The sequence below is a fragment of the Mycobacterium sp. IDR2000157661 genome, from assembly GCF_022317005.1.
In the GTDB taxonomy this organism is placed as follows: Bacteria; Actinomycetota; Actinomycetes; order Mycobacteriales; family Mycobacteriaceae; genus Mycobacterium.
Map to the genome: position 1 here is coordinate 2,426,815 of NZ_CP081006.1, position 19,194 is coordinate 2,446,008.

At 68.8% G+C, this 19,194-nt stretch carries 16 protein-coding genes and 2 pseudogenes; 11 read left to right on the plus strand and 7 right to left on the minus strand.

What is annotated here, in order from left to right:
- The first annotated feature begins 72 nt into the window (after positions 1-72).
- From pdxH to K3G64_RS12985, 5 genes and pseudogenes are all read left to right on the plus strand, one after another.
- Positions 73-756: a pyridoxamine 5'-phosphate oxidase gene (pdxH, locus tag K3G64_RS12965; RefSeq protein ID WP_255728071.1), complete on the plus strand. Its 684-nt coding sequence runs from the start codon at positions 73-75 to the stop codon at positions 754-756.
- 109 nt (positions 757-865) lie between these two features.
- Complete coding sequence (locus K3G64_RS12970; protein WP_238950290.1) at positions 866-1,516, plus strand: TetR family transcriptional regulator; 651 nt, start codon at positions 866-868, stop codon at positions 1,514-1,516.
- A gap of 94 nt (positions 1,517-1,610) precedes the next feature.
- Positions 1,611-2,915: a citrate synthase gene (locus tag K3G64_RS12975; RefSeq protein WP_238950291.1), complete on the plus strand. Its 1,305-nt coding sequence runs from the start codon at positions 1,611-1,613 to the stop codon at positions 2,913-2,915.
- Positions 2,916-3,034: 119 nt separating this feature from the next.
- Positions 3,035-3,265, plus strand: a pseudogene (locus K3G64_RS12980) (MFS transporter); the annotation flags it as partial.
- Positions 3,264-3,410, plus strand: a pseudogene (locus K3G64_RS12985) (MarR family transcriptional regulator); the annotation flags it as partial. The pseudogenes K3G64_RS12980 and K3G64_RS12985, both read left to right, overlap by 2 nt.
- 9 nt (positions 3,411-3,419) lie before the next feature.
- On the opposite strand, the gene K3G64_RS12990 reads toward K3G64_RS12985, so the two are convergent.
- A complete protein-coding gene (locus tag K3G64_RS12990) occupies positions 3,420-4,907 on the minus strand; it encodes a phytoene desaturase family protein (protein WP_370647153.1) in 1,488 nt (495 codons plus the stop codon).
- Between the two features lie 47 nt (positions 4,908-4,954).
- Complete coding sequence (locus tag K3G64_RS12995) at positions 4,955-5,203, minus strand: DUF2630 family protein (RefSeq protein ID WP_238950292.1); 249 nt, start codon at positions 5,201-5,203, stop codon at positions 4,955-4,957.
- A 22-nt stretch (positions 5,204-5,225) separates the two neighbouring features.
- Between K3G64_RS12995 and K3G64_RS13000 the strand changes: the two genes are divergently transcribed.
- Positions 5,226-5,609, plus strand: a complete 384-nt coding sequence (locus K3G64_RS13000) for an FKBP-type peptidyl-prolyl cis-trans isomerase (protein WP_305071288.1) — start codon at positions 5,226-5,228, stop codon at positions 5,607-5,609.
- Here the strand turns inward: K3G64_RS13000 and K3G64_RS13005 are convergent.
- Positions 5,606-6,949: a HAMP domain-containing sensor histidine kinase gene (locus K3G64_RS13005; RefSeq protein ID WP_238950294.1), complete on the minus strand. Its 1,344-nt coding sequence runs from the start codon at positions 6,947-6,949 to the stop codon at positions 5,606-5,608. The two genes, K3G64_RS13000 and K3G64_RS13005, sit on opposite strands and share 4 nt — an antisense overlap.
- A gap of 4 nt (positions 6,950-6,953) precedes the next feature.
- On the minus strand, positions 6,954-7,655 hold the full coding sequence (gene prrA, locus K3G64_RS13010) for a two-component system response regulator PrrA (protein ID WP_238950295.1): 702 nt from the start codon (positions 7,653-7,655) through the stop codon (positions 6,954-6,956).
- Positions 7,656-7,797: 142 nt separating this feature from the next.
- Between prrA and K3G64_RS13015 the strand changes: the two genes are divergently transcribed.
- Genes K3G64_RS13015 through K3G64_RS13030 form a run of 4 tightly spaced genes read left to right on the plus strand, consistent with a single transcriptional unit; the run spans position 7,798 to position 14,592 of the window.
- Positions 7,798-9,699, plus strand: a complete 1,902-nt coding sequence (locus K3G64_RS13015; RefSeq protein WP_238950296.1) for an ABC transporter ATP-binding protein — start codon at positions 7,798-7,800, stop codon at positions 9,697-9,699.
- A gap of 53 nt (positions 9,700-9,752) precedes the next feature.
- Positions 9,753-11,699, plus strand: coding sequence for an ABC transporter ATP-binding protein (locus tag K3G64_RS13020; protein WP_238950297.1), 1,947 nt, complete (start codon positions 9,753-9,755; stop codon positions 11,697-11,699).
- On the plus strand, positions 11,696-13,531 hold the full coding sequence (locus K3G64_RS13025; protein ID WP_238950298.1) for an ABC transporter ATP-binding protein: 1,836 nt from the start codon (positions 11,696-11,698) through the stop codon (positions 13,529-13,531). Before K3G64_RS13020 ends, K3G64_RS13025 begins: the two co-directional genes overlap by 4 nt.
- Positions 13,532-13,563: 32 nt before the next feature.
- Positions 13,564-14,592: a hypothetical protein gene (locus K3G64_RS13030; RefSeq protein ID WP_238950300.1), complete on the plus strand. Its 1,029-nt coding sequence runs from the start codon at positions 13,564-13,566 to the stop codon at positions 14,590-14,592.
- Here K3G64_RS13030 and K3G64_RS13035 read toward each other — a convergent pair.
- The gene (locus K3G64_RS13035; RefSeq protein ID WP_238950302.1) at positions 14,589-15,986 is read right to left on the minus strand and encodes an NAD(P)-binding protein; all 1,398 of its coding nucleotides are present in this window, start codon (positions 15,984-15,986) and stop codon (positions 14,589-14,591) included. The genes K3G64_RS13030 and K3G64_RS13035 overlap by 4 nt on opposite strands.
- Positions 15,987-17,099, minus strand: a complete 1,113-nt coding sequence (locus K3G64_RS13040; protein WP_238950635.1) for an epoxide hydrolase family protein — start codon at positions 17,097-17,099, stop codon at positions 15,987-15,989.
- A gap of 87 nt (positions 17,100-17,186) precedes the next feature.
- Here K3G64_RS13040 and K3G64_RS13045 point away from each other — a divergent pair, with 87 nt between their 5' ends.
- Entirely contained in the window at positions 17,187-17,633 is a 447-nt protein-coding gene (locus K3G64_RS13045) for a hypothetical protein (RefSeq protein WP_238950304.1), read from the plus strand.
- A gap of 66 nt (positions 17,634-17,699) precedes the next feature.
- Here the strand turns inward: K3G64_RS13045 and K3G64_RS13050 are convergent, their stop codons facing one another.
- Positions 17,700-19,169: an acetyl-coenzyme A carboxylase carboxyl transferase subunits beta/alpha gene (locus tag K3G64_RS13050; RefSeq protein ID WP_238950305.1), complete on the minus strand. Its 1,470-nt coding sequence runs from the start codon at positions 19,167-19,169 to the stop codon at positions 17,700-17,702.
- Between the last annotated feature and the right edge of the window lie 25 nt (positions 19,170-19,194).

Sequence of the window (19,194 nt, forward strand, 5' to 3'; positions counted from 1 at the left end):
TGCACCCGCTCCGCGCGCGCTATCTACCGGTCGGTAACAAGTTGCGGAACATGCGGAGCGTAGCGTTGTCGCGTGGCGCTTGTCGGCCCGGAAGATCAAGAGCACTTGGCGAGGATGCGGGTGGAATACGGCTCGGTGGAAAAAGACGGCAGTGCTGATCTGGACGCCGATTGGCTGGGCTCCGATCCGCGCACCGGCTGGGTGTTGCTGTTGCGCAACTGGCTGGCAGACGCCGAACGGGCCGGCGTGGCAGAACCCAATGCGATGGTGGTCGGCACCGTCGACGCACAGGTCAGGCCGGTGACGCGGACCGTGCTGTGCAAGAGCATCGACGAGTCCGGGATCTCCTTCTACACCAACTACGACTCAGAGAAGGGTGAGCAGCTAGGGGCAACCCCGTATGCGTCGGTGACCTTCCCGTGGTTCCAGTTGGGCCGCCAGGTTCACGTCCGCGGCGCGGTGACCAAGGTGCCGCCCGAGCAGACCGCCGACTACTGGTCCAAGCGGCCGCGCGGATCGCAGTTGGGCGCCTGGGCGTCGCACCAGTCGCGGCCCGTCGCCTCGCGTGCGGCCCTGCTGCGGCAACTCGAGGACGTGACGCAGCGCTTTGCCGACGACGACACGGTGCCGGTCCCGCCGAACTGGGGCGGCTATCTGATCGCGGGCGAGGTCGTCGAGTTCTGGCAGGGTCGAGAGAACCGGGTGCACAACAGGATTCGTGTGCAGGGCGATCGCGTCCAGCGGTTGCAGCCCTAGCCCAGAGATCCGGCAATGGCCGATGGTGACAATGGCTGATGGGGGCCAATTGTCGGGCGACGCCAGATTTCTCAGCCTGTTCTCAAAATCATTAGTTAGGATCCCCTTCGTGTCTGATGGCGCGGGGGAGCCGACGCTTGGGTTGCGCGAGCGCAAGAAGCTGCGCACGCGTGCGACGCTGATCGACGCCGCCGTCGAGCTGTGCGACCGCCAGGGTTTCGACAACACCACCGTCGACCAGATCGCCGCGATCGCCGACGTGTCACCGCGCACCTTCAGCCGGTACTTCCCGACCAAGGACGCCATCGCGCTGGCACTGGTCGACGAGGTGCTCGACCAGACCGCCGTCGAACTCGCCCGCCAGCCCGCCGACCTGAACCACTTCGAGGCGTTGCTGCGCGCCTATGTCGCGATGGCGGAGGCGGCCAAGCACGCGTCGGCCGGCGAGCTGAGTGCAGAGCGGGTGATGTGCATCGTGCGGATCATCCTGTCGTCGGCGGCACTGCGGCAGGCCTCTGTCGAGTTCCGCGCGAACGCCATCGACACCGCGTTGGGCCGCCGCATGGGGGTCAGCCTCGACGATCGCCGGCTCAAGCTGGCATCGGCCACCTGGGGAGCGGTCATCATGACGGCGCTGACCGACTTCGCGCCGGCGGATCAGGACTGGTCGCGGGTCGGTATCGACGACCTGATCGCTCAGCTTCAGAGCACGTTCGCGGAGTTCAGCGGTCTCATGACGGGGCTGCCCCTGCCGGTCTGACCAAGTCACCTCCCCCGGCGGGGCACGACTGCTGGAATGGGACTACTTTTGTAGAGCACGTCCGACAACTCCCAGCAGCGACGAAGGGAAACCTGTGGCCGAAGAAAAGAGTGGGGCAGAGCAAGCCACCCTTTCCTATCCAGGTGGCACGCTCGACCTGGACATCGTCTCCGCCACCGAGGGGGCCGACGGTATCGCGCTGGGCTCGTTGCTGGCCAAGACCGGCTACACCACGTTCGACGAGGGGTTCGTCAACACCGCGTCGACGAAGAGCGCGATCTGCTACATCGACGGCGAGGCCGGGATCCTGCGCTACCGCGGTTACCCGATCGAGCAGCTCGCCGAGAAGTCGAACTTCATCGAGGTCAGCTACCTGCTGATCTACGGCGAACTGCCCACCAAGGACCAACTCGACGAGTTCACCACCAAGATCCAACGGCACACGTTGCTGCACGAGGACCTCAAGCGGTTCTTCGACGGCTTCCCCCGCAACGCCCATCCCATGCCGGTGCTCTCCAGCGCGGTCAACGCGTTGTCGACCTACTACGAGGACTCGCTGGACCCGTTCGACGACGAGCAGGTCGAGCTGTCCACCATCCGGCTGCTGGCCAAGCTGCCCACCATCGCGGCGTACGCGTACAAGAAGTCGGCCGGCCAGCCGTTCCTGTACCCGGACAACTCGCTGACCCTGGTGGAGAACTTCCTGCGGATGACGTTCGGCTTCCCGGCCGAGCCCTACGAGGTCGACCCCGAGGTGGTGCGGGCCCTCGACATGCTGTTCATCCTGCACGCCGACCACGAGCAGAACTGTTCGACGTCGACGGTCCGCCTGGTCGGCAGCTCGCAGGCCAACCTGTTCACGTCGATCTCAGGCGGTATCAACGCGTTGTGGGGCCCGCTGCACGGTGGCGCCAACCAGGCGGTGCTGGAGATGCTCGAGAAGATCCGCCAGGCCGATTTCGACGTGCACACCTTCATCAGGAAGGTCAAGGACCGCGAGGACGGCGTCAAGCTGATGGGCTTCGGCCACCGGGTCTACAAGAACTACGACCCGCGTGCGCGAATCGTCAAGGAGCAGGCCGACAAGATCCTCGGCAAGCTCGGCGGCGACGACGAGATGCTCGACATCGCACGGACTCTGGAAGAAGCGGCGCTCACCGACGACTTCTTCGTCGAGCGCAAGCTCTACCCGAACGTCGACTTCTACACCGGCGTGATCTACCGCGCGATGGGCTTCCCGACGCGGATGTTCACTGTGCTCTTCGCGCTCGGCCGGCTGCCCGGCTGGATCGCGCACTGGCGCGAGATGCACGACGAGGGCAGCGGCAAGATCGGCCGCCCGCGCCAGGTTTACACCGGCTACACCGAGCGCGACTACAAGGACGTCGGCAGCCGCTGACAGTCCCGCCCAAACCGACGTTCGGGCGGACTTGTACGAGTGCAGCGCGCCATTTCGTCGATCTCGCGGACGGCGTTGTTGTGTGAATGAAACCGTGGTCCGATCCTTGAGCGCTCGGCGCCATTCCCGACATCCGGCGCGACCTGGGCGCTTCGGCCGCGCAGCTGCAGTGGGTGATCGATGTCTACACCTTGGTGCTCGCGTCGCTGCTGCTGATGTCCGGCGCCGCCGCCGACCGGTTCGGCCGCCGGGGCACGTTCCAGGTCGGGCTGACGGTGTTCGCGGTGGCGTCGCTGATGTGCAGCCTCGCACCCAACATCGAAACCCTGATCGCCGCGCGTTTTATGCAGCCGGATCCGGATCCTCAAGCGGCTGAGCCGGCAATCGATGACGGTCAAGGAGTTGGCGAGGGCGGCCACCATCGACGCACCTGCGGCTACGGTGGCGGTCAACGACCTGGAGGCGTTGCGCGCGATCCTCGCCAAGCTCGCGCCGGAATAGCGGCTAGCTCTGAAGCACTGCCATCGCGGCGTTGTGCCCGCCGATGCCCGAGACCGCGCCGCCGCGCCGGGAGCCCGAGCCGCACAACAGAATCCGGTCGTGTCCGGTCGATACGCCCCACCGACGCGCCGGCGTGTCCAGCGGCTCGTCGTCCTCGGCGAACGGCCACGACAGCGCGCCGTGGAAGATGTTGCCGCCCGTCATGCCCAGCGTGTGCTCCAGGTCGGCGGTCGTCTTCGTCTCGATGCACAGCCGGCCGGCGGCGTCCTCCAAGAGGACGTCCTGAATCGGCTCGGCCAAAACTGAATTCAGTGACTTCAGCACCGCGGACGTCAGCACGTCGCGCATCCGCGCCGGGTCCGCATCCGCGGTCAACCGGTGCGGGGTGTGCAAGCCGAAGACGGTCAGCGTCTGGGCGCCGGAGGCCCGAAGATCCTCGGACAGGATCGACGGATCGGTCAGCGAGTGACAGTAGATCTCGCACGGCAGCGGATCGGGTACCACCCCGTGGTCGGCGCGGGTATGAGCCGTCGCCAGTTGGCGGTACGTCTCGTTGATGTGGTACGTCCCGCCGAACGCCTGCTCCGCCGACACGGTGGAGTCCCGCAGTCTCGGCAACCGACGAAGCATGAGGTTGACCTTCACCTGCGCGCCCGGCGCCATCGCGGGCGCAGGCTCGTCCAGCAGCTCGGCCAGTACCGCAGGCGTCACATTCGCCAGCACGAAACGACCGTGCGCGACGTGGTCGGCACCAGCGCGCCGGTACCGCACGACGCCATCCGGTTCCACGGCGTAAACCTCTGCACCGCAGATCAATTCGGCGCCGTGGCCGGATGCGACGGCCGCCAGCGCCCCGCTGACCGCCCCCATCCCGCCGATCGGCACATCCCAGTCGCCGGTTCCGCCTCCGAGCAGGTGGTACAGGAAGCACACGTTCTGCATCAGTGACGGGTCATCGAGCCGCGCGAACGTGCCGATCAGCGCGTCGGTCGCCATCACCCCGCGTACGACGTCGTTCTCCACCGCCGAGGTGATCGCATGCCCGATCGGCTCGTCGACCGTCGAGCGCCAGGCGTCGACGTCGTTCACCAACCGGCGCGCCGCACTTCGGGTGATCAGCGGCCGCAGCAGTGTGGGCCACAGCGGAGCCGTGACGGCACCGCACCGGCGGTAGAACTCGGCGAATGCGGCCTCGTCGGCGCCGGCCCCGATCGCCGCGAATGTCGACGTCGGTCCGATCAGCAGCCCGGTCCGGCCGTCGGTGGACGGATCCGGCGTGTACGACGAGTACCGCCTGCGCACCAATCGGACGCGCGCGCCGAGATCGTCGACGATCCGCCGCGGCAGCAGGCTCACCAGGTACGAGTAACGCGACAGCCGCGCGTCGACCCCGTCGAACGCGAGAGCGGACGCCGCCGCGCCGCCGACGTGGTCAAGCCGTTCGAGCACCATCACACGGCGACCCGCCCTGGCCAGATAGCCGGCGGCCACCAGCCCGTTGTGTCCGCCCCCGACGATGATGGCGTCGAATGTGGGGCTCAGTTCAGGTAGCCCTCGACCTCGTCGGGCGGCCGCACCTCGGCCTCTCGTGGATCGCCGCCGGTCTCGCGCAGCGCCCGTCGCTGCCGCAGCAGGTCCCAGCACTGGTCGAGCTGGACCTCCAGCGCGCGCAGCCGCCGCTGTTCCTCCGACTCGTCGATATCGCCCTGCTGCACCCTGGAGCGCAGCTCCTGCTCCTCGGCGACAAGCTTGTTCACCTGATCGAGGATGTCTTGATCTTTCGCCACGCCTCCAGTCTGCCCGACTACGGTGGGTGCGGTGACTTCCTCTTCAGGGCAGAAGCCCGAGATCGAGTTCCCCGACGGACCGCCTCCGAGCGAACTGGTGATCACCGACCTCGTGGTCGGCGACGGCTCCGAGGCCGTACCCGGCGCGAACGTCGAGGTGCACTACGTCGGCGTCGAGTACGACACCGGCGAGGAGTTCGACAGCTCGTGGAACCGCGGTGAGTCGATCGAGTTCCCGCTGCGCGGGCTCATCCGGGGCTGGCAGGACGGCATCCCGGGCATGAAGGTCGGCGGACGCCGCCAGCTGGTCATCCCGCCCGAGCAGGCGTACGGTCCGGCCGGCGGTGGCCACCGGCTGTCCGGCAAGACACTGATATTCGTCATCGATTTGCTGGCCACCCGCTAACGGACGCCGGGCAGCTTCAGCAGCAGGCGAGCTCCGCCCAGCGGGCTGGCCTCCAACGACGCTGTGCCGCCGTGCAGTTCGGCCTGCTGGGCCACCAGAGCCAACCCGAGACCCGATCCCGAGTGCGAGGCCGTCGACCCGCGCGAGAACCGCTCGAACACCCGCGTCCGCTCCTCTTCGGGAACGCCGACGCCGTCGTCGTCGATCGCGATCTCGACGCCGGCGCGTGAGGGCACCGCCGACAGTTGCACGCGCGTCGCGCCGCCGTGCTTGACCGCGTTGGCGATCGCGTTGTCCACCGCGAGCCGCAGCCCGGCGGGCAGGCCGAGGATGATCACCGTCGGCGCGGGCACCAGCGACACGTCGAGGTCGGGATAGATGCGCATCGCATCGTGTGCGGCGCGGTCCAACAGCTCGGTGATGTCGACGGGCACGTGGTCGTCAGAGGTCGACAACTCGCCCTGCGCCAAGCGCTCGAGCGCGCCGAGCGTGGCCTCGATGCGCGACTGCGTGCGGATGACGTCGCCGACCACCTCCTTGCGTTGCTCCTCGGGCAGGTCGAGGGTGGAAAGCACTTCGAGGTTGGTCCGCATCGCGGTCAGCGGGGTGCGCAGTTCGTGTGCCGACACCGAGGCGAAGTCGCGCGCCGACGTCAGCGCGGCCTTGGTCCGGTCCTGCTCGTTCCACACGCGCTCGAGCAGACCCTTGACCGCTTCGGCGATCTCGACGGCCTCGGTTGCGCCGCGGACCTCGACGTCGGGGTCCTCGTCGCCTGCGTCGATCTGGCGGGTCTGCTGCGCCAGCCGTTTGAGCGGCCGGACGGCCAGCGCGGCCAGCACCCACCCGAACACCGTGGCCGCGCCGACGGCGAACACGCAGATGATGATCACCCGCCGGTGCAGGTTGTTGGTGTCGGCGATGGTGTCGTCGTAGGTCGCGCCGACGGCCACCGACATCGGCCCCGGGTAGTACGGGATGTCGACGGTCCGGACCCGGTAGCGCACCCCGTCGACGTACGTGTCGGCGTACCCGGGCTCCAGGGCGGGCAAGACGACATCGGAGTTGGACGTCACGACGTCGCCGCGGCGGACGGTGATGACGGCGTCCTGGCTGTAGGGCGACTTCGGGATCTCGTCGAGACCGCCCGGGAGCAGGGGAATCACGAAACCGGCCGCCTCGTCGAGGCGACGGTCCAGCCGCTCCTTGCGGTCGTTGGTGATGCCGACCCACACCACGGTGCCGACGATGATGACGACGATCGCCGCGCCGATCGCCGTGGCCAGCGCCACGCGGGTGCGCAGCGACGGGGTTCGGCGGAAGATCCGCGACAGCAGGCTCATGGCATTACTGGGTCCTCAGGACGAATCCCACTCCGCGCACGGTGTGCAGCAGTCGGGGCGCACCGCCGGCTTCGAGCTTGCGACGCAGGTATCCGATGAACACGTCGACGACGTTGGTGTCGGCGGCGAAGTCGTAGCCCCAAACGAGCTCGAGGAGCTGGGCCCGCGACAGCACCGCGGTCTTGTGCTCGGCCAGCACCGCGAGCAGATCGAACTCGCGCTTGGTGAGGTCGACGTCGACGCCGTTGACGCGGGCGCGCCTGCCGGGGATGTCGACCTCGAGTGGCCCGACCTGGATGGTCTCCGAGGAGAACGTCGCCGTGGACCCGCGCCTGCGCAGCAGGGCCTTGACCCGGGCGACGAGCTCGGCCAGCACGAACGGCTTGACCAGGTAGTCGTCGGCGCCGGCCTCCAGCCCCGCGACCCGGTCGTCGACGGAGCTTCGTGCGCTCAACACGCAGACCGGCACGTCGTTGTCCATCGCGCGCAGCGCGGTGACCACGCTGACGCCGTCGAGCACGGGCATGTTGATGTCCAGCACGATCGCGTCGGGCCTGGTCTCGGTGGCACTGCGCAGCGCCTCGGCGCCGTCGACGGCGGTGGCCACGTCGAACCCGGACAGCCGCAACCCCCGCTCGAGCGAGGCGAGCACATCGGGATCGTCGTCGACCACCAGCACCCGGGGCGAACCTGCTGCACTGTCCATGTACGCAATATTGCCTGATGTGAGGGTGCGGCTGCGGGAACCCGCCGTCTAGTTGTGCGGCCGGTCGGGTATCCACCCGAGACCAGGTCGGCGGCAGGGAAGCCGTTGACCTCATCATTTGTTGAGGTTTTACGGTGATTTCATGAGCATGGAAACGGTGGCACGGCAGACGCTGTACCGGCAGTCGCATGCGCGCGGCGGCGATCTGCGCTCGCTGCTGAACCGGGCGCTGTTGCGCCGCATCTGGCGCTTCGCCGCGCGCCATCACGGCAGGTTGCGCTGGTTCGTGGCGGTCAGCGTCGTCGGCGCATTGCTGGCCGTGGCCACGCCGCTGCTGGCGGGCCGGGTGGTGGACGCGATAGTCAGCGGCGGCACGCCGGGCATCGTCGTCGGGCTGGCCGCCGTCATCGCCGTGGTGGCGATCGCCGAGGCCGCCACCTCGCTGCTGACCCGCTGGCTGTCGTCCAACATCGGCGAGGGCCTCATCCTGGATCTGCGCACCGCGGTCTTCGACCATGTGCAGCGGATGCCGGTCGCATTCTTCACCCGCACCCGGACCGGCGCCCTGGTCAGCCGATTGGGCAACGACGTGCTGGGCGCGCAGCGGGCATTCTCCGACACCCTGTCCGGAGTCGTCTCCAACGTCGTGACGCTGACCCTGACGCTGGTGGTGATGCTGTCGATCTCCTGGCAGATCACGTTGCTGTCGTTGGTGCTGATGCCGCTGTTCATCGTGCCGGCGCGGCGGATCGGGGCGACGATGGCGCGGCTGTCGCGCGAGGCCGCCATTCACAACGCCACGATGAACACTCAGATGACCGAACGGTTCTCTGCACCGGGCGCCACGCTGGTCAAGCTGTTCGGCAGCCCCGTGACCGAGTCGCGCGAATTCGAGGTCCGCGCCGCCCGGGTGCGTGACATCGGCGTGAGGACCTCGATGCTGCAGGCCGTGTTCATGAACTCCCTGACGCTGATGTCGGCGCTGGCGCTGGCCCTGGTGTACGGGCTGGGCGGCGTCCTGGCCATCGGGGGGCACCTGCAGGCCGGCGAGATCGTGTCGCTGGCACTGCTGCTGACCAGGCTGTACGCACCGTTGACGGCGCTGGCCAACGCCCATGTGGAGATCGCCTCGGCGCTGGTGAGTTTCGAGCGCGTCTTCGAGGTCCTCGATCTGCGGCCGCTGATCGAGCAGGCGCCGGACGCGGTCGAGGTGCCCGCGGGCCCGGTGGCGGTGCGGTTCGACGCGGTGCGCTTCTCGTATCCGTCGGCGGACAAGGTCTCGCTCGCCTCGCTGGAGGAGGTCGCGGTGCTCAGCGAAACCGATGTCCGCGGCGGCGTTGAGGTGCTGCACGGCATCTCGTTCACCGCGCGCCCCGGCCAGATGGTGGCCCTGGTCGGTTCGTCGGGCGCGGGCAAGTCGACGATCGCCTCGCTGGTCGCCCGGCTCTACGACGTGGATTCGGGTGCGGTGCGGCTCAACGGTGTCGACATCCGCGACGTCACGTTCGACTCGCTGAAGGACACCGTCGGCGTCGTGACCCAGGACGGGCACCTGTTCCACGAGTCGATCCGCGCGAACCTCAAGCTGGCCGCGCCGGAGGCGACCGACGCGCAGTTGTGGGAGGCGCTCGAGCGGGCCCGGCTCGCCGACGTCGTCGCCGACATGCCCGACGGCCTGGACACCGTGGTCGGTGAGCGCGGCTACCGTCTGTCCGGCGGTCAGCGGCAGCGGCTGACGATCGCGCGGCTCCTGCTTGGCCGCTCACGGGCGGTGGTGCTGGACGAGGCGACCGCCTCGCTGGACTCGGAGTCCGAGGCCGCCGTTCAGCAGGCGCTGTCCGAGGCGCTGGCCGGCCGGACCTCGCTGGTCATCGCCCACCGCCTGTCGACCGTGCGGGCCGCCGACCTCATCCTCGTCGTGGAGGACGGCAGCATCGTCGAACGCGGCACCCACTTCGAACTGCTCGCCGCGCGCGGCCGTTACGCCGAGCTCTACGAGACGCAGTTCGGGCGGCGAGGAATTCAGGACGGCACGGCCGCATGAGCACCCTTCCGGGCGGGAATACAGTTCCGGCGCTGAAAGTTAAGATCTACTAAGTGGTTGACCGCGTAGCACCTGCCCTGCGCTCAGCGCCGGCATTCTCACCGCCACCCAGACGCCAACGCGCGAGTTCGGATCTGTGGCGGATGCTGCCGTACCTGTTCCCGTACCGCGTGCGCTGGATTTCGATGATCGTGGTCGCGATCGCCAGCCTTGCCGCGACGGTCTCGATCCCGCTGATGACCAAGGCCGTGATCGACGGGCCGGTGCGCAATCAGGATCAGCAGGGCTTGTGGCTGCTCGGCGCCGCGGCCATGGGCGTCGGCATCACCGAGGCGGTGCTGTGGTTCATCCGCCGCTGGCTGGTGTCCCGCGCCACGATGGGCGTTGAGGCCGACATCCGCAAAGACCTCTACGCGAGGCTGCAGATCCTGCCGATGTCGTTCCACGGCCGCTGGCAGTCTGGCCAGTTGCTGTCGCGGATCATGAACGACCTGAGCACCATTCGGCGGTTCATGTCGTTCGGCCTGGTGTTCCTCGTCCTGAACTTCCTGCAGATCACCGTCGTGACGGCGATCCTGCTGGCGATGTACTGGCCGCTGGGTGTGGTGGTGATGATGTCGATCGTGCCGATCACCCTGACCGTGCTGCACTTCCAGCAGTCCTACACCCGGCTGTCGCGGCTCGCCCAGGACCAGTCGGGGCACGTCGCCACCCACGTCGAGGAGTCGGCGCTCGGGGTGCGCGTCGTCAAGTCCTTCGGCCGGGAGGACTACGTCTACGAGCGGTTCGACGAACAACTGACGAACCTGTACGACACGCAGGTGGATCGGGTGTCCGTGTCGGCGAAGTTCTGGACGCTGCTGGAGATCATCCCGAACCTGACGCTGATCGTGGTGCTCGGCTTCGGTGCCTACGCAGCCGGTCAGGGCCACGTCACGTTGGGCACGCTCGTCGCGTTCATCACGATGATGCTGTCCCTGGTGTGGCCGATCGCGTCGTTGGGCTTCCTGCTGTCGATGACGCAGGAGTCGTTCACCGCCGCCAACCGGATCGCCGAGATCTTCGATGCGCCGCGCGAGATCACCGACGGTCCGCGCGACGAAGTACCCGGCGGGGGGCGACTGGAACTCATCGACGTCGGATTCCGCTTCCCCGACTCGGATACCTGGGCATTGCGCCACGTCACCGTCACCGTCGAACCGGGGGAGACGCTGGCGCTGGTGGGGTCGACCGGGTCGGGCAAGTCGGTGTTGGCGGCCCTGCTGTCGCGCCTCTACGACGTCACCGAGGGCGCGATCTGCATCGACGGCCGCGACATCCGCGAGCTGTCGCTGCCCGCGCTTCGGCAGGCGGTGGCGACCGCGTTCGAGGACCCGACGCTGTTCTCGATGTCGGTGGCGGAGAACCTGCGGCTGGGCCGCCCCGATGCGACGGACGACCAGCTGGCGGAGGCGGTCGAGGTCGCCGCCGCGCAGTTCGTCTACGACCTGCCGTTCGGTCTCGACACCCGGATCGGTGAACAGGGCATGAGCCTGTCGGGCGGGCAGCGCCAGCGCCTCTCGTTGGCCCGCGCGATCCTGGCCGCCCCGAGGATCCTGGTGCTCGACGACACACTGTCGGCGCTCGACGTGCACACCGAGGCCGTCGTCGAGGAGGCGCTCCGCCGCGTGCTCCACTCCGTCACGGGAATTGTTGTCGCGCATCGTGCTTCGACGGTCCTGCTCGCCGACAAGGTCGCACTGCTGGACGAGGTGGACGGCGCGGGCACCATCACCCACCTCGGCACCCACGCCGAGTTGCTGGCCGGCGTGCCGCAGTACCGCTACCTGCTGGCCGCCGACAGCGAGTTCGGGATGCTCGACGACGGCGCCGAACGCTCCTGCGCCTGGGAGGACGACGACGAACGCGCCCGCCTCGATCGGCTGGTCGAGGAGCGCGACGCCGCGGACGAGGCCGCCGAGCCCCGCGAGTTCGTTCCGTCGGAGGTCGAGCGCCGATGACGACGACGCCGGCCACCAGCGAGTGGCGGGGCAAGCTCGACGAGAGGCAGGACGACGACCTGCCGATCGACGAGAACCTGGACAGGCGTCGGGAGGCGAGAGCGCTGCTGGGCTCGCTGCTGCGGCCCTACCGCACGTCGGTCGCGATGCTCGCATTCGTCGTCGTGGTGGAGAACGCGGCGCGGCTGTCGGTCCCGATCCTGGTGCAGCGTGGGATCGACCGCGGCATCCCGCCGATCGTCGACGGTGGCTCGACGCGCACGCTGCTGATGATCGTCGCCGCGCTGGGCGGCGTGGTGCTGGTGCAGGCCGTCGGGCGGATGTTCTTCCTGCGCCGGTCCGGCCGCATCGGGCAGAAGGTGCTGCGGGAACTGCGCCGCAGGGTGTTTCGGCACTTCCAGCGGCTCGACATCGCGTTCCACGAGCGCTACACCTCCGGGCGGGTGGTGAGCCGGTCGACCAACGACGTCGAAGCGATCCAGGACATGCTGGAGACCGGCTTCGACAGCCTGATCACCGGGGTGCTGACGCTGTTCGGAACCGCGGTCCTACTGATCACGCTCGACTGGCGGCTGGGCTTGATGTGCCTGGTGGCGTTCCCGGTGCTGGTGGCGCTGGTGTGGTGGTTCCGCAACGAGTCGGCGAAGACCTACCGTCGCGTGCGCGAGAGCGCAGCGTTGGTGATCGTCCAGTTCGTCGAGACGATGACCGGCATCAAGGCCGTGCAGGCGTACCGCCGCGAGCCGCGCAATCAGGAGATCTTCGAGGGCGTCGCCGATCGGTACAAGATGGACAACGAGCGCACCTTCCGGTTGCTCGCCGTCTTCATGCCCGGCGTCAAGCTGGTCGGCAACATCACCACCGGCGTCGTGCTGCTCTACGGCGGTTACCGGGTCCTCAACGGCGAGATGACGATCGGCACGCTGACGGCGTTCCTGCTGTATCTGCGGATGTTCTTCGAGCCGATGCAGGAGATCTCGCAGTTCTTCAACACCTTCCAGTCTGCGGCTTCGGCGCTGGAGAAGCTGGCCGGCGTACTCGCCCAACGCCCCGGCATCAAGGATCCGCCGAGCCCGCGAGCGCTGACCGCTATGCGCGGCGAGATCAACTTCGGCGATGTGCGCTTCGAGTACGTGCCCGGCAGGCCGGTGCTGCCCGGGCTGACGCTGCGGGTGCCCGCGGGTCAGACGGTCGCGCTCGTCGGCACCACCGGGGCCGGCAAGACGACCATCGCCAAGCTGATCGCCCGGTTCTACGATCCCACCGCAGGTGCGGTGACCCTGGACGGTGTCGACCTGCGCGACCTCTCACAGTCCGAACTGCGCCGCCACGTGGTGATGGTGACCCAGGAGAACTTCATGTTCGACGGTTCCATCGCCGACAACATCCGGTTCGGCAGGCCCACGGCCACCGACGCCGAAGTGGTGGAGGCCGCCGCGGCCGTGGGCGCCGACCGGTTCATCGACGCCCTGCCCGACGGCTACGACACCGACGTCGCCAAGCGTGGCGGCCGCCTGTCGGCCGGGCAACGGCAACTGGTCGCGTTCGCACGCGCCTTCCTCGCCGACCCGGCCGTGCTGATCCTCGACGAGGCGACGTCCTCGCTGGACATCCCCAGCGAGCGGATGGTGCAGCGGGCCCTGGAGACGGTGCTGGCCGACCGCACCGCGCTGGTCATCGCCCACCGGCTCTCCACCGTGCAGATCGCCGACCGGGTGCTGGTGCTCGAGCACGGCCGGATCGTGGAGGACGGCCCGCCCGAGAACCTCATCGCCCGCGACGACGGCCGCTACGCGGCGCTGCACCGGGCGTGGGTGGAGTCGCTGGCGTAAGCCCGGGCGCGCGCGCCGCGTGCGTGGTAACAATGGTGATGCTCGAAAGTGCCACCGAGAGCCAGGCTTACGCGATCCTGGCGGCCGCGCACGACGTCGTGCAACGGGTCCCCGTCACGACGGACCCGCGGTCGGGTCGCGGCGACGGCGTGGTGGTGGCGGCGGGCCGGCTGCTGTTCACCCCGCCGGTCGACGTCACACCCGCAGACCTGCCCCGGACCGACCCGCAGGAACTGGCCCGCGCGGTCGGCGCCGACACCGAGCTGGCCGAGCATGCCGCGGCCCTGATCGCGTGCGCGTCGCTGGCCGACGGCGAGATCGACCCGGCCCGGCTGCGCCGCGTCGTCGAGTATGCGCACGCCATGCACGTGCGTGACGGCTGGGTGCGCGAGCTGCTGCAGGTCGCCCGAGGTCACCTCGCATGGGCGATGGCCGATATGACCAGGCGCAACATCTCGACGTTCCCGGGCTGGGCCAACCCCGACGACACGCTCAAGCCGATGCAGCCTTATGAGACCCAGACCGACGAGGACAAGCGACTGGCGGAGCGCTTCCTGGCGCTCGAGCACCTGCCGAAGAACACCTACGGCCACCAGTTCTGGGCCCACTTTCGCAGGCACGGGTTCGCCTTCCCCGGCGAAAAGCAGGCCTTCACCGGCTTTTTCGCCGTCCCTCACGACGGCTTGCATGTGCTTACCGGATACAGCACCTCGATCCAGGGTGAACTGCTGGTCAGCACGTTCACCGGCGCGATGCACCGCCGCGACGCGCTGCGGGCCCACATCCTGCCGGTCATCTTCGAGTGGCACGTGGGCCATGAGGTCAACGGGATCGGCAGGCAGCAGGGCGCGCTGGATCCGGCGAAGTTCCTCATCGCGTGGCAGCGGGGCGCGGCCACCGAAACCGACGTGCTGGCACCGGATTGGGACTTCTTCGCCGTCGCCGGGCGCGACCTCGAGGAACTGCGGTGGACCTACGCCATTCCGCCGCTGCTGCCCGCGGACGCGGCGACCGGCGAGGAGGTCACCGTCGTCGACAACGCCGATCCCTACGCGACTTAGAGTGTGGCTCTCACCTGAGGAGCTTCGGCCAGCAGCGATTCCAGTTTGTCGTTGATCACCGGCAGCTGCGAGGTCAGCATCGAGATGATCCGCTCGCGGGCCCGTTCACTGACCGCGGCCGACACATGGTGCAGCACGTTGAGGCGCGCAGCGTCGGTCCACGCCATCATGTCCGGGTCGGAGAACCACTTGAGCTGGTTGTTGTTGAACGCGTACATCATCCGCAGCCAGTCGATGGGCTCGCGGGGATAGGGCACCGGCCCGCAGTACGCGTTGCGGGTCTCGTCGTCGGCGTAGGTCGCTTCGACGTGGGCGATGACCGACGCGCTGAACGCCGGCTGGCACGTGCGTACGGTCTGCAGCGAGATGTGGTCGCCGTCGAACACGGGTGTCGGCTCGCGATGCGCTAAACCGTCTGCGCTGCAGTCGATGTAGAGCACCGACCCGCCGATGTCGCGCACTCCGTCCTCGAGCGTGATGCGTCCCGGCTCCAGTGCCGTCACATGACCCATCCGCACGACGTCCTCGATGCGCCGCAACTGCTCGAGCTCGGCCTGCGACAGGATCGCGCACCGGTACATCGTCGGCTCGACCGACAAATCGATGCGCATCAGGCAGCCCTTGGCCTCCAGCCGCTCGAACAGGTCGGGAAGCGACGACGCCTCGTGCACGGCGGCCATCTGGTTGGCGAAGTCACCCAGCACCGCGCCTGCGAACTTGCGGCCCGGCTGGATCGCCGCGCGGTCCAGCACCCAGGATTCGCGCGGCTTGATCCACGTCAACCGGGCCGGATCGACACCGTGGCGCAGCAACCACAGGCACGCGTCCATCGCGGTCTTCCCGGCGCCGACGATGACGTAGCGGTCCCGCCCGTCGCGGAAGCGGGGCAGGTCGTTGGGCGGCACGCAGTGGACACCGGGGGAAACGCGGTACGACGGCCTGCGCATCGAAGGCACCACGATCTCGACGTGGCTGGTGACGACCCGGCGCGCCGACACCTCGTAGTCGTCACCGCTGAAGGTGCGCACCCGGCCCGCACCGAGGTACTCGCTCATCGGCAGGTAGGTGACCCGGCCCGTCGGCAGCAGATGCTGCCGCATCACGGCGTCGAAGTAGGCGCACACCTCGGCGCCGCTGGCCAGCTCGAAGAAGCCCGAGTTGTAGCCGAACTGGTCGATGGTGTCGCTGCCCAGTGCCCGCGAGTTCACGCCGTAGTACGCCGACGGCTGGTGCAGCCGCACGAAGGGGTACGCCGTCGTCCAGTGCCCGCCCGGCTGATCGTGGCGGTCGACGATCACGACGCGGGCATCCGATTCGCTGACCAGCGTGTCGGTGAACGCCAAGCCCATCGCGCCCGCGCCGATGACCAGATAGTCGGCTTCGAGTGTGCTCATCTATCGCACCGTAGCGAAGAAGGCCGAGACGTCCTCGACGAACAGGTCCGGCTGCTCGAATGCCGCGAAGTGTCCGCCGCGCGGCATCGGCGTCCAGTGCGTGATGTGGTAGGCGTCTTCGCACCAGTTGCGCGGTGCGCGCAGGATCTCCTTGGGGAACGACGCCACCCCCGTCGGCAGCCGCACCGGTTCGCCGCGGCCGAACGAGCCGAAGCTCTCCCAGTACAACCGCGCCGAGGAGGCGCCCGAGGCGGTCAGCCAGTAAACCGTCACGTTGTCGAGCAATTCGTCGCGGCTCAGCACGTTCTCCGGGTGACCGTCACAGTCCGTCCAGGACCAGAACTTCTCGATGACCCACGCCAGTTGCGCGACCGGGGAGTCCACCAATCCATAGCCCACCGTCTGCGGCCGCGTGCTCTGCACCTTGGCGTACGCGTTGTCCCACTTCTGGTAGTAATCCAGGCGCTCGATTGCTTCCAATTCTTCCGGGCTGAACGAGGTGCTGCCCTTCGGTGGCCGGCCCATCGGCATGTTGAGGTGGATGGCGACGCAGCCGCTGGTTTCGGCGGCATTGCGGCCGATCTGCGTGGTGACCGCGGCGCCCCAGTCGCCCCCTTGCGCGCCGTAGCGCTCATAACCAAGCCGGCCCATCAGCGTCTCCCACGCGGCCGCGATCCGCTCGACACCCCAGCCGGTGCTGGTCGGCTTGGCCGAGAAGCCGTAACCCGGCAGCGACGGGCACACCACATCGAACCCGCGCTCGGTGAGGGGCCCGATCACCTTCGCGAACTCGACGACCGAGCCCGGCCAGCCATGCGTGATGAGCAGCGGGAAGGCGTCGCCGTGCCCCGAGCGCTGGTGGATGAAATGGATGTCGAGGTCGTCGATCTCGGTGGTGTACTGGTCGAAGCGGTTCAGCGCCTCCTCGCGCGCCCGCCAGTCGTACGTCTCGGCCCAGTAGCCGGCCAGTTCGCGGGTGTAGACCAGCGGGACGCCCTGGCTCCAGTCGTCGACGCATTCGCCCTCCGGCCAGCGGGTACGGCGCAGCCGCTCGCGCAGATCATCGAGATCGGCGTCGCTCACGGCGATGCGAAACGGACGGATCGGGGCCACCGGCCGATCCTGCCAGACCCCTGTGCGCGCCACGATGGGTACCGTGGGCCCGCTCTCGCCGCTGGCGCCCGGCGATAATCGGTGGTGATGTGGACCCCGACGCTCACCCTGATCGCCGCCGCCACGCTCACCGCCTGCGTCCTGCTCGGCGGTGGACTCTACGAGACCGTCGTCGTCGACCCGGCCTGGCCCAAGCGGCCCGGGATCATCCAACCCCAGATCGGCGGCGTGTCACGGCGCCGCTTCTGGATTCCGGCGCACACCGCGTTCGAGGTGCTGGTGGTTCTCGCGCTGGTCGCGGCGTGGAGCGACGCCGACCTGCGCCTGCCCCTGCTCGTCGCGCTGGCCAGTCACGCGGTGATGCGGGTCTGGTCGCTGATCGATCTGGTGCCCAAGGCGGTGAGCTTCGAGAAGACCGACCCGGCGGCGGTCGACGAGACCGCGGCGGCACGCTGGACCCGCCGCAGCCTGTTGCGGCTGCCGCTCGACGTCGTCACGTGCGTGGCGATGCTCACCGCGTTGGCGGTCGCATAGACCGGTCGGTCAGCGGGCATAGCTACCGGCTGCATCAACCCGTCTCCGAGATGGGCGGCTGAAACCTCACAAGCCGATCCGCCGATACCGCTCGAGCCGCGTCGCCAGCCGTGCGTCGTCAGCCACCGACCGCAGCGCGTGCAGTTCGTTGGCGATGGTCGCCGACAGCCGGTGGGTGAACTGCAGCGGCTCGTCGGCCGCGTCGGACCGCTCGGCAACGATCGCGTCGACGATGCCGGCGCGCAGCAGGTCCGCCGACCGGATGCCCTGCGCGGCCGCCAGTTCCGGGGCGTGGTCGGTGTCGCGGAACACGATCGCGCTGGCCCCCTCGGGCGGCAGCGGGGCCAGCCAGCCGTGCAGCGCGGCCAGCACCCGGTCGGCGGGCACCATCGCCAGCGCGGGCCCGCCACTGCCCTGTCCCAGCAGCACCGACACCGTGGGCGTCTCCAGGGTGACGAGTTCGGCCAGGCAGTTGGCGATCTCGCCGGCCAATCCGCCCTCCTCGGCCTCGACGGTCAACGCCGGGCCTGCGGTGTCGATGATCGACACCAGCGGCAGGCGCAGTCCCTCGGCCAACGCCATACCGCGCCGCGCCTCACGCAGCGCAGCGGGCCCGACCATCCCGCCGACGACCCGCTGCTGACCCAGCACCACCGCGGGCTGCCCGCCGAACCGCGCCAGCGCCAACAACGTCGTCGCCGCCTCACCCTGTCCGGTCCCGGACAGCAGCACCCGTTCGGTGGTGCCGTGCCGCAGCAGGTAGCCGACGCCGGGGCGGTCCGGCCGCCGCGACGCCTCGACCGACTCCCAAGCGGGGACGTCGGGCAACGGCTCGGTGGACGGCATGGTCGGCGGCGCCCCCGGCGGGTCCGCGACCACCTTCAGCGCGCGGTCCAGCATCGAGCGCAGCACCTCGGGCGGCACCACCCCGTCGATGACGCCGTGCCGCTGCAGGTTCTCGGCGGTCTGGATGCCGGCCGGGAACGGCTCGCCGTAGAGGTGCTCGTACACCCGCGGGCCGAGAAAGCCGACCAGCGCGCCTGGCTCCGCGGCGGTGACGTGGCCCAGCGATCCCCACGACGCGAACACCCCGCCCGTGGTCGGATGGCGCAGATAGACCAGGTAGGGCAGATGTGCGCGCTTGTGCAGTTCGACGGCTGCGGCGATCTTGACCATCTGCAGGAACGCGACGGTGCCCTCCTGCATGCGAGTGCCTCCGGAGCTCGGCGACGCCAGCAGGGGAAGCCGCTCGGCGGTGGCCCGCCGCACGGCCGCGGTGATCCGCTCGGCGGCGGCCACCCCGATCGAGCCGGCCAGGAAGTCGAACTCGCACAGCACCAGCGCGACGCGGCGGCCGAACACGGTGCCCTCACCGGTCAGCACCGACTCGTCGAGGCCGGTCCTGGCGGTCGCCTCCGCCAATTCCCGCCGGTACTCCGCGTCGGCGCCGATATCGAGCGGCGGGCCGTCCCAGCTGCGGAACGAGCCGCTGTCGAGCACGGCGTCGCGCAGGCCACGGGCACCGGTCCGACTCACCACTGCAGGCTATATAGGCTGGCCG

What these genes read in the sequence shown, in the direction of transcription:
- K3G64_RS13005 (WP_238950294.1), bottom strand. Translation starts at nt 6,949, where the DNA reads ATGAGCCTGCTGTCGCGGATCTTCCGCCGAACCCCGTCGCTGCGCACC.
- K3G64_RS13025 (WP_238950298.1), top strand. Translation starts at nt 11,696, where the DNA reads ATGACGACGACGCCGGCCACCAGCGAGTGGCGGGGCAAGCTCGACGAG.
- prrA (WP_238950295.1), bottom strand. Translation starts at nt 7,655, where the DNA reads ATGGACAGTGCAGCAGGTTCGCCCCGGGTGCTGGTGGTCGACGACGAT.
- K3G64_RS13045 (WP_238950304.1), top strand. Translation starts at nt 17,187, where the DNA reads ATGTGGACCCCGACGCTCACCCTGATCGCCGCCGCCACGCTCACCGCC.
- K3G64_RS13030 (WP_238950300.1), top strand. Translation starts at nt 13,564, where the DNA reads ATGGTGATGCTCGAAAGTGCCACCGAGAGCCAGGCTTACGCGATCCTG.
- K3G64_RS13015 (WP_238950296.1), top strand. Translation starts at nt 7,798, where the DNA reads ATGAGCATGGAAACGGTGGCACGGCAGACGCTGTACCGGCAGTCGCAT.
- K3G64_RS13035 (WP_238950302.1), bottom strand. Translation starts at nt 15,986, where the DNA reads ATGAGCACACTCGAAGCCGACTATCTGGTCATCGGCGCGGGCGCGATG.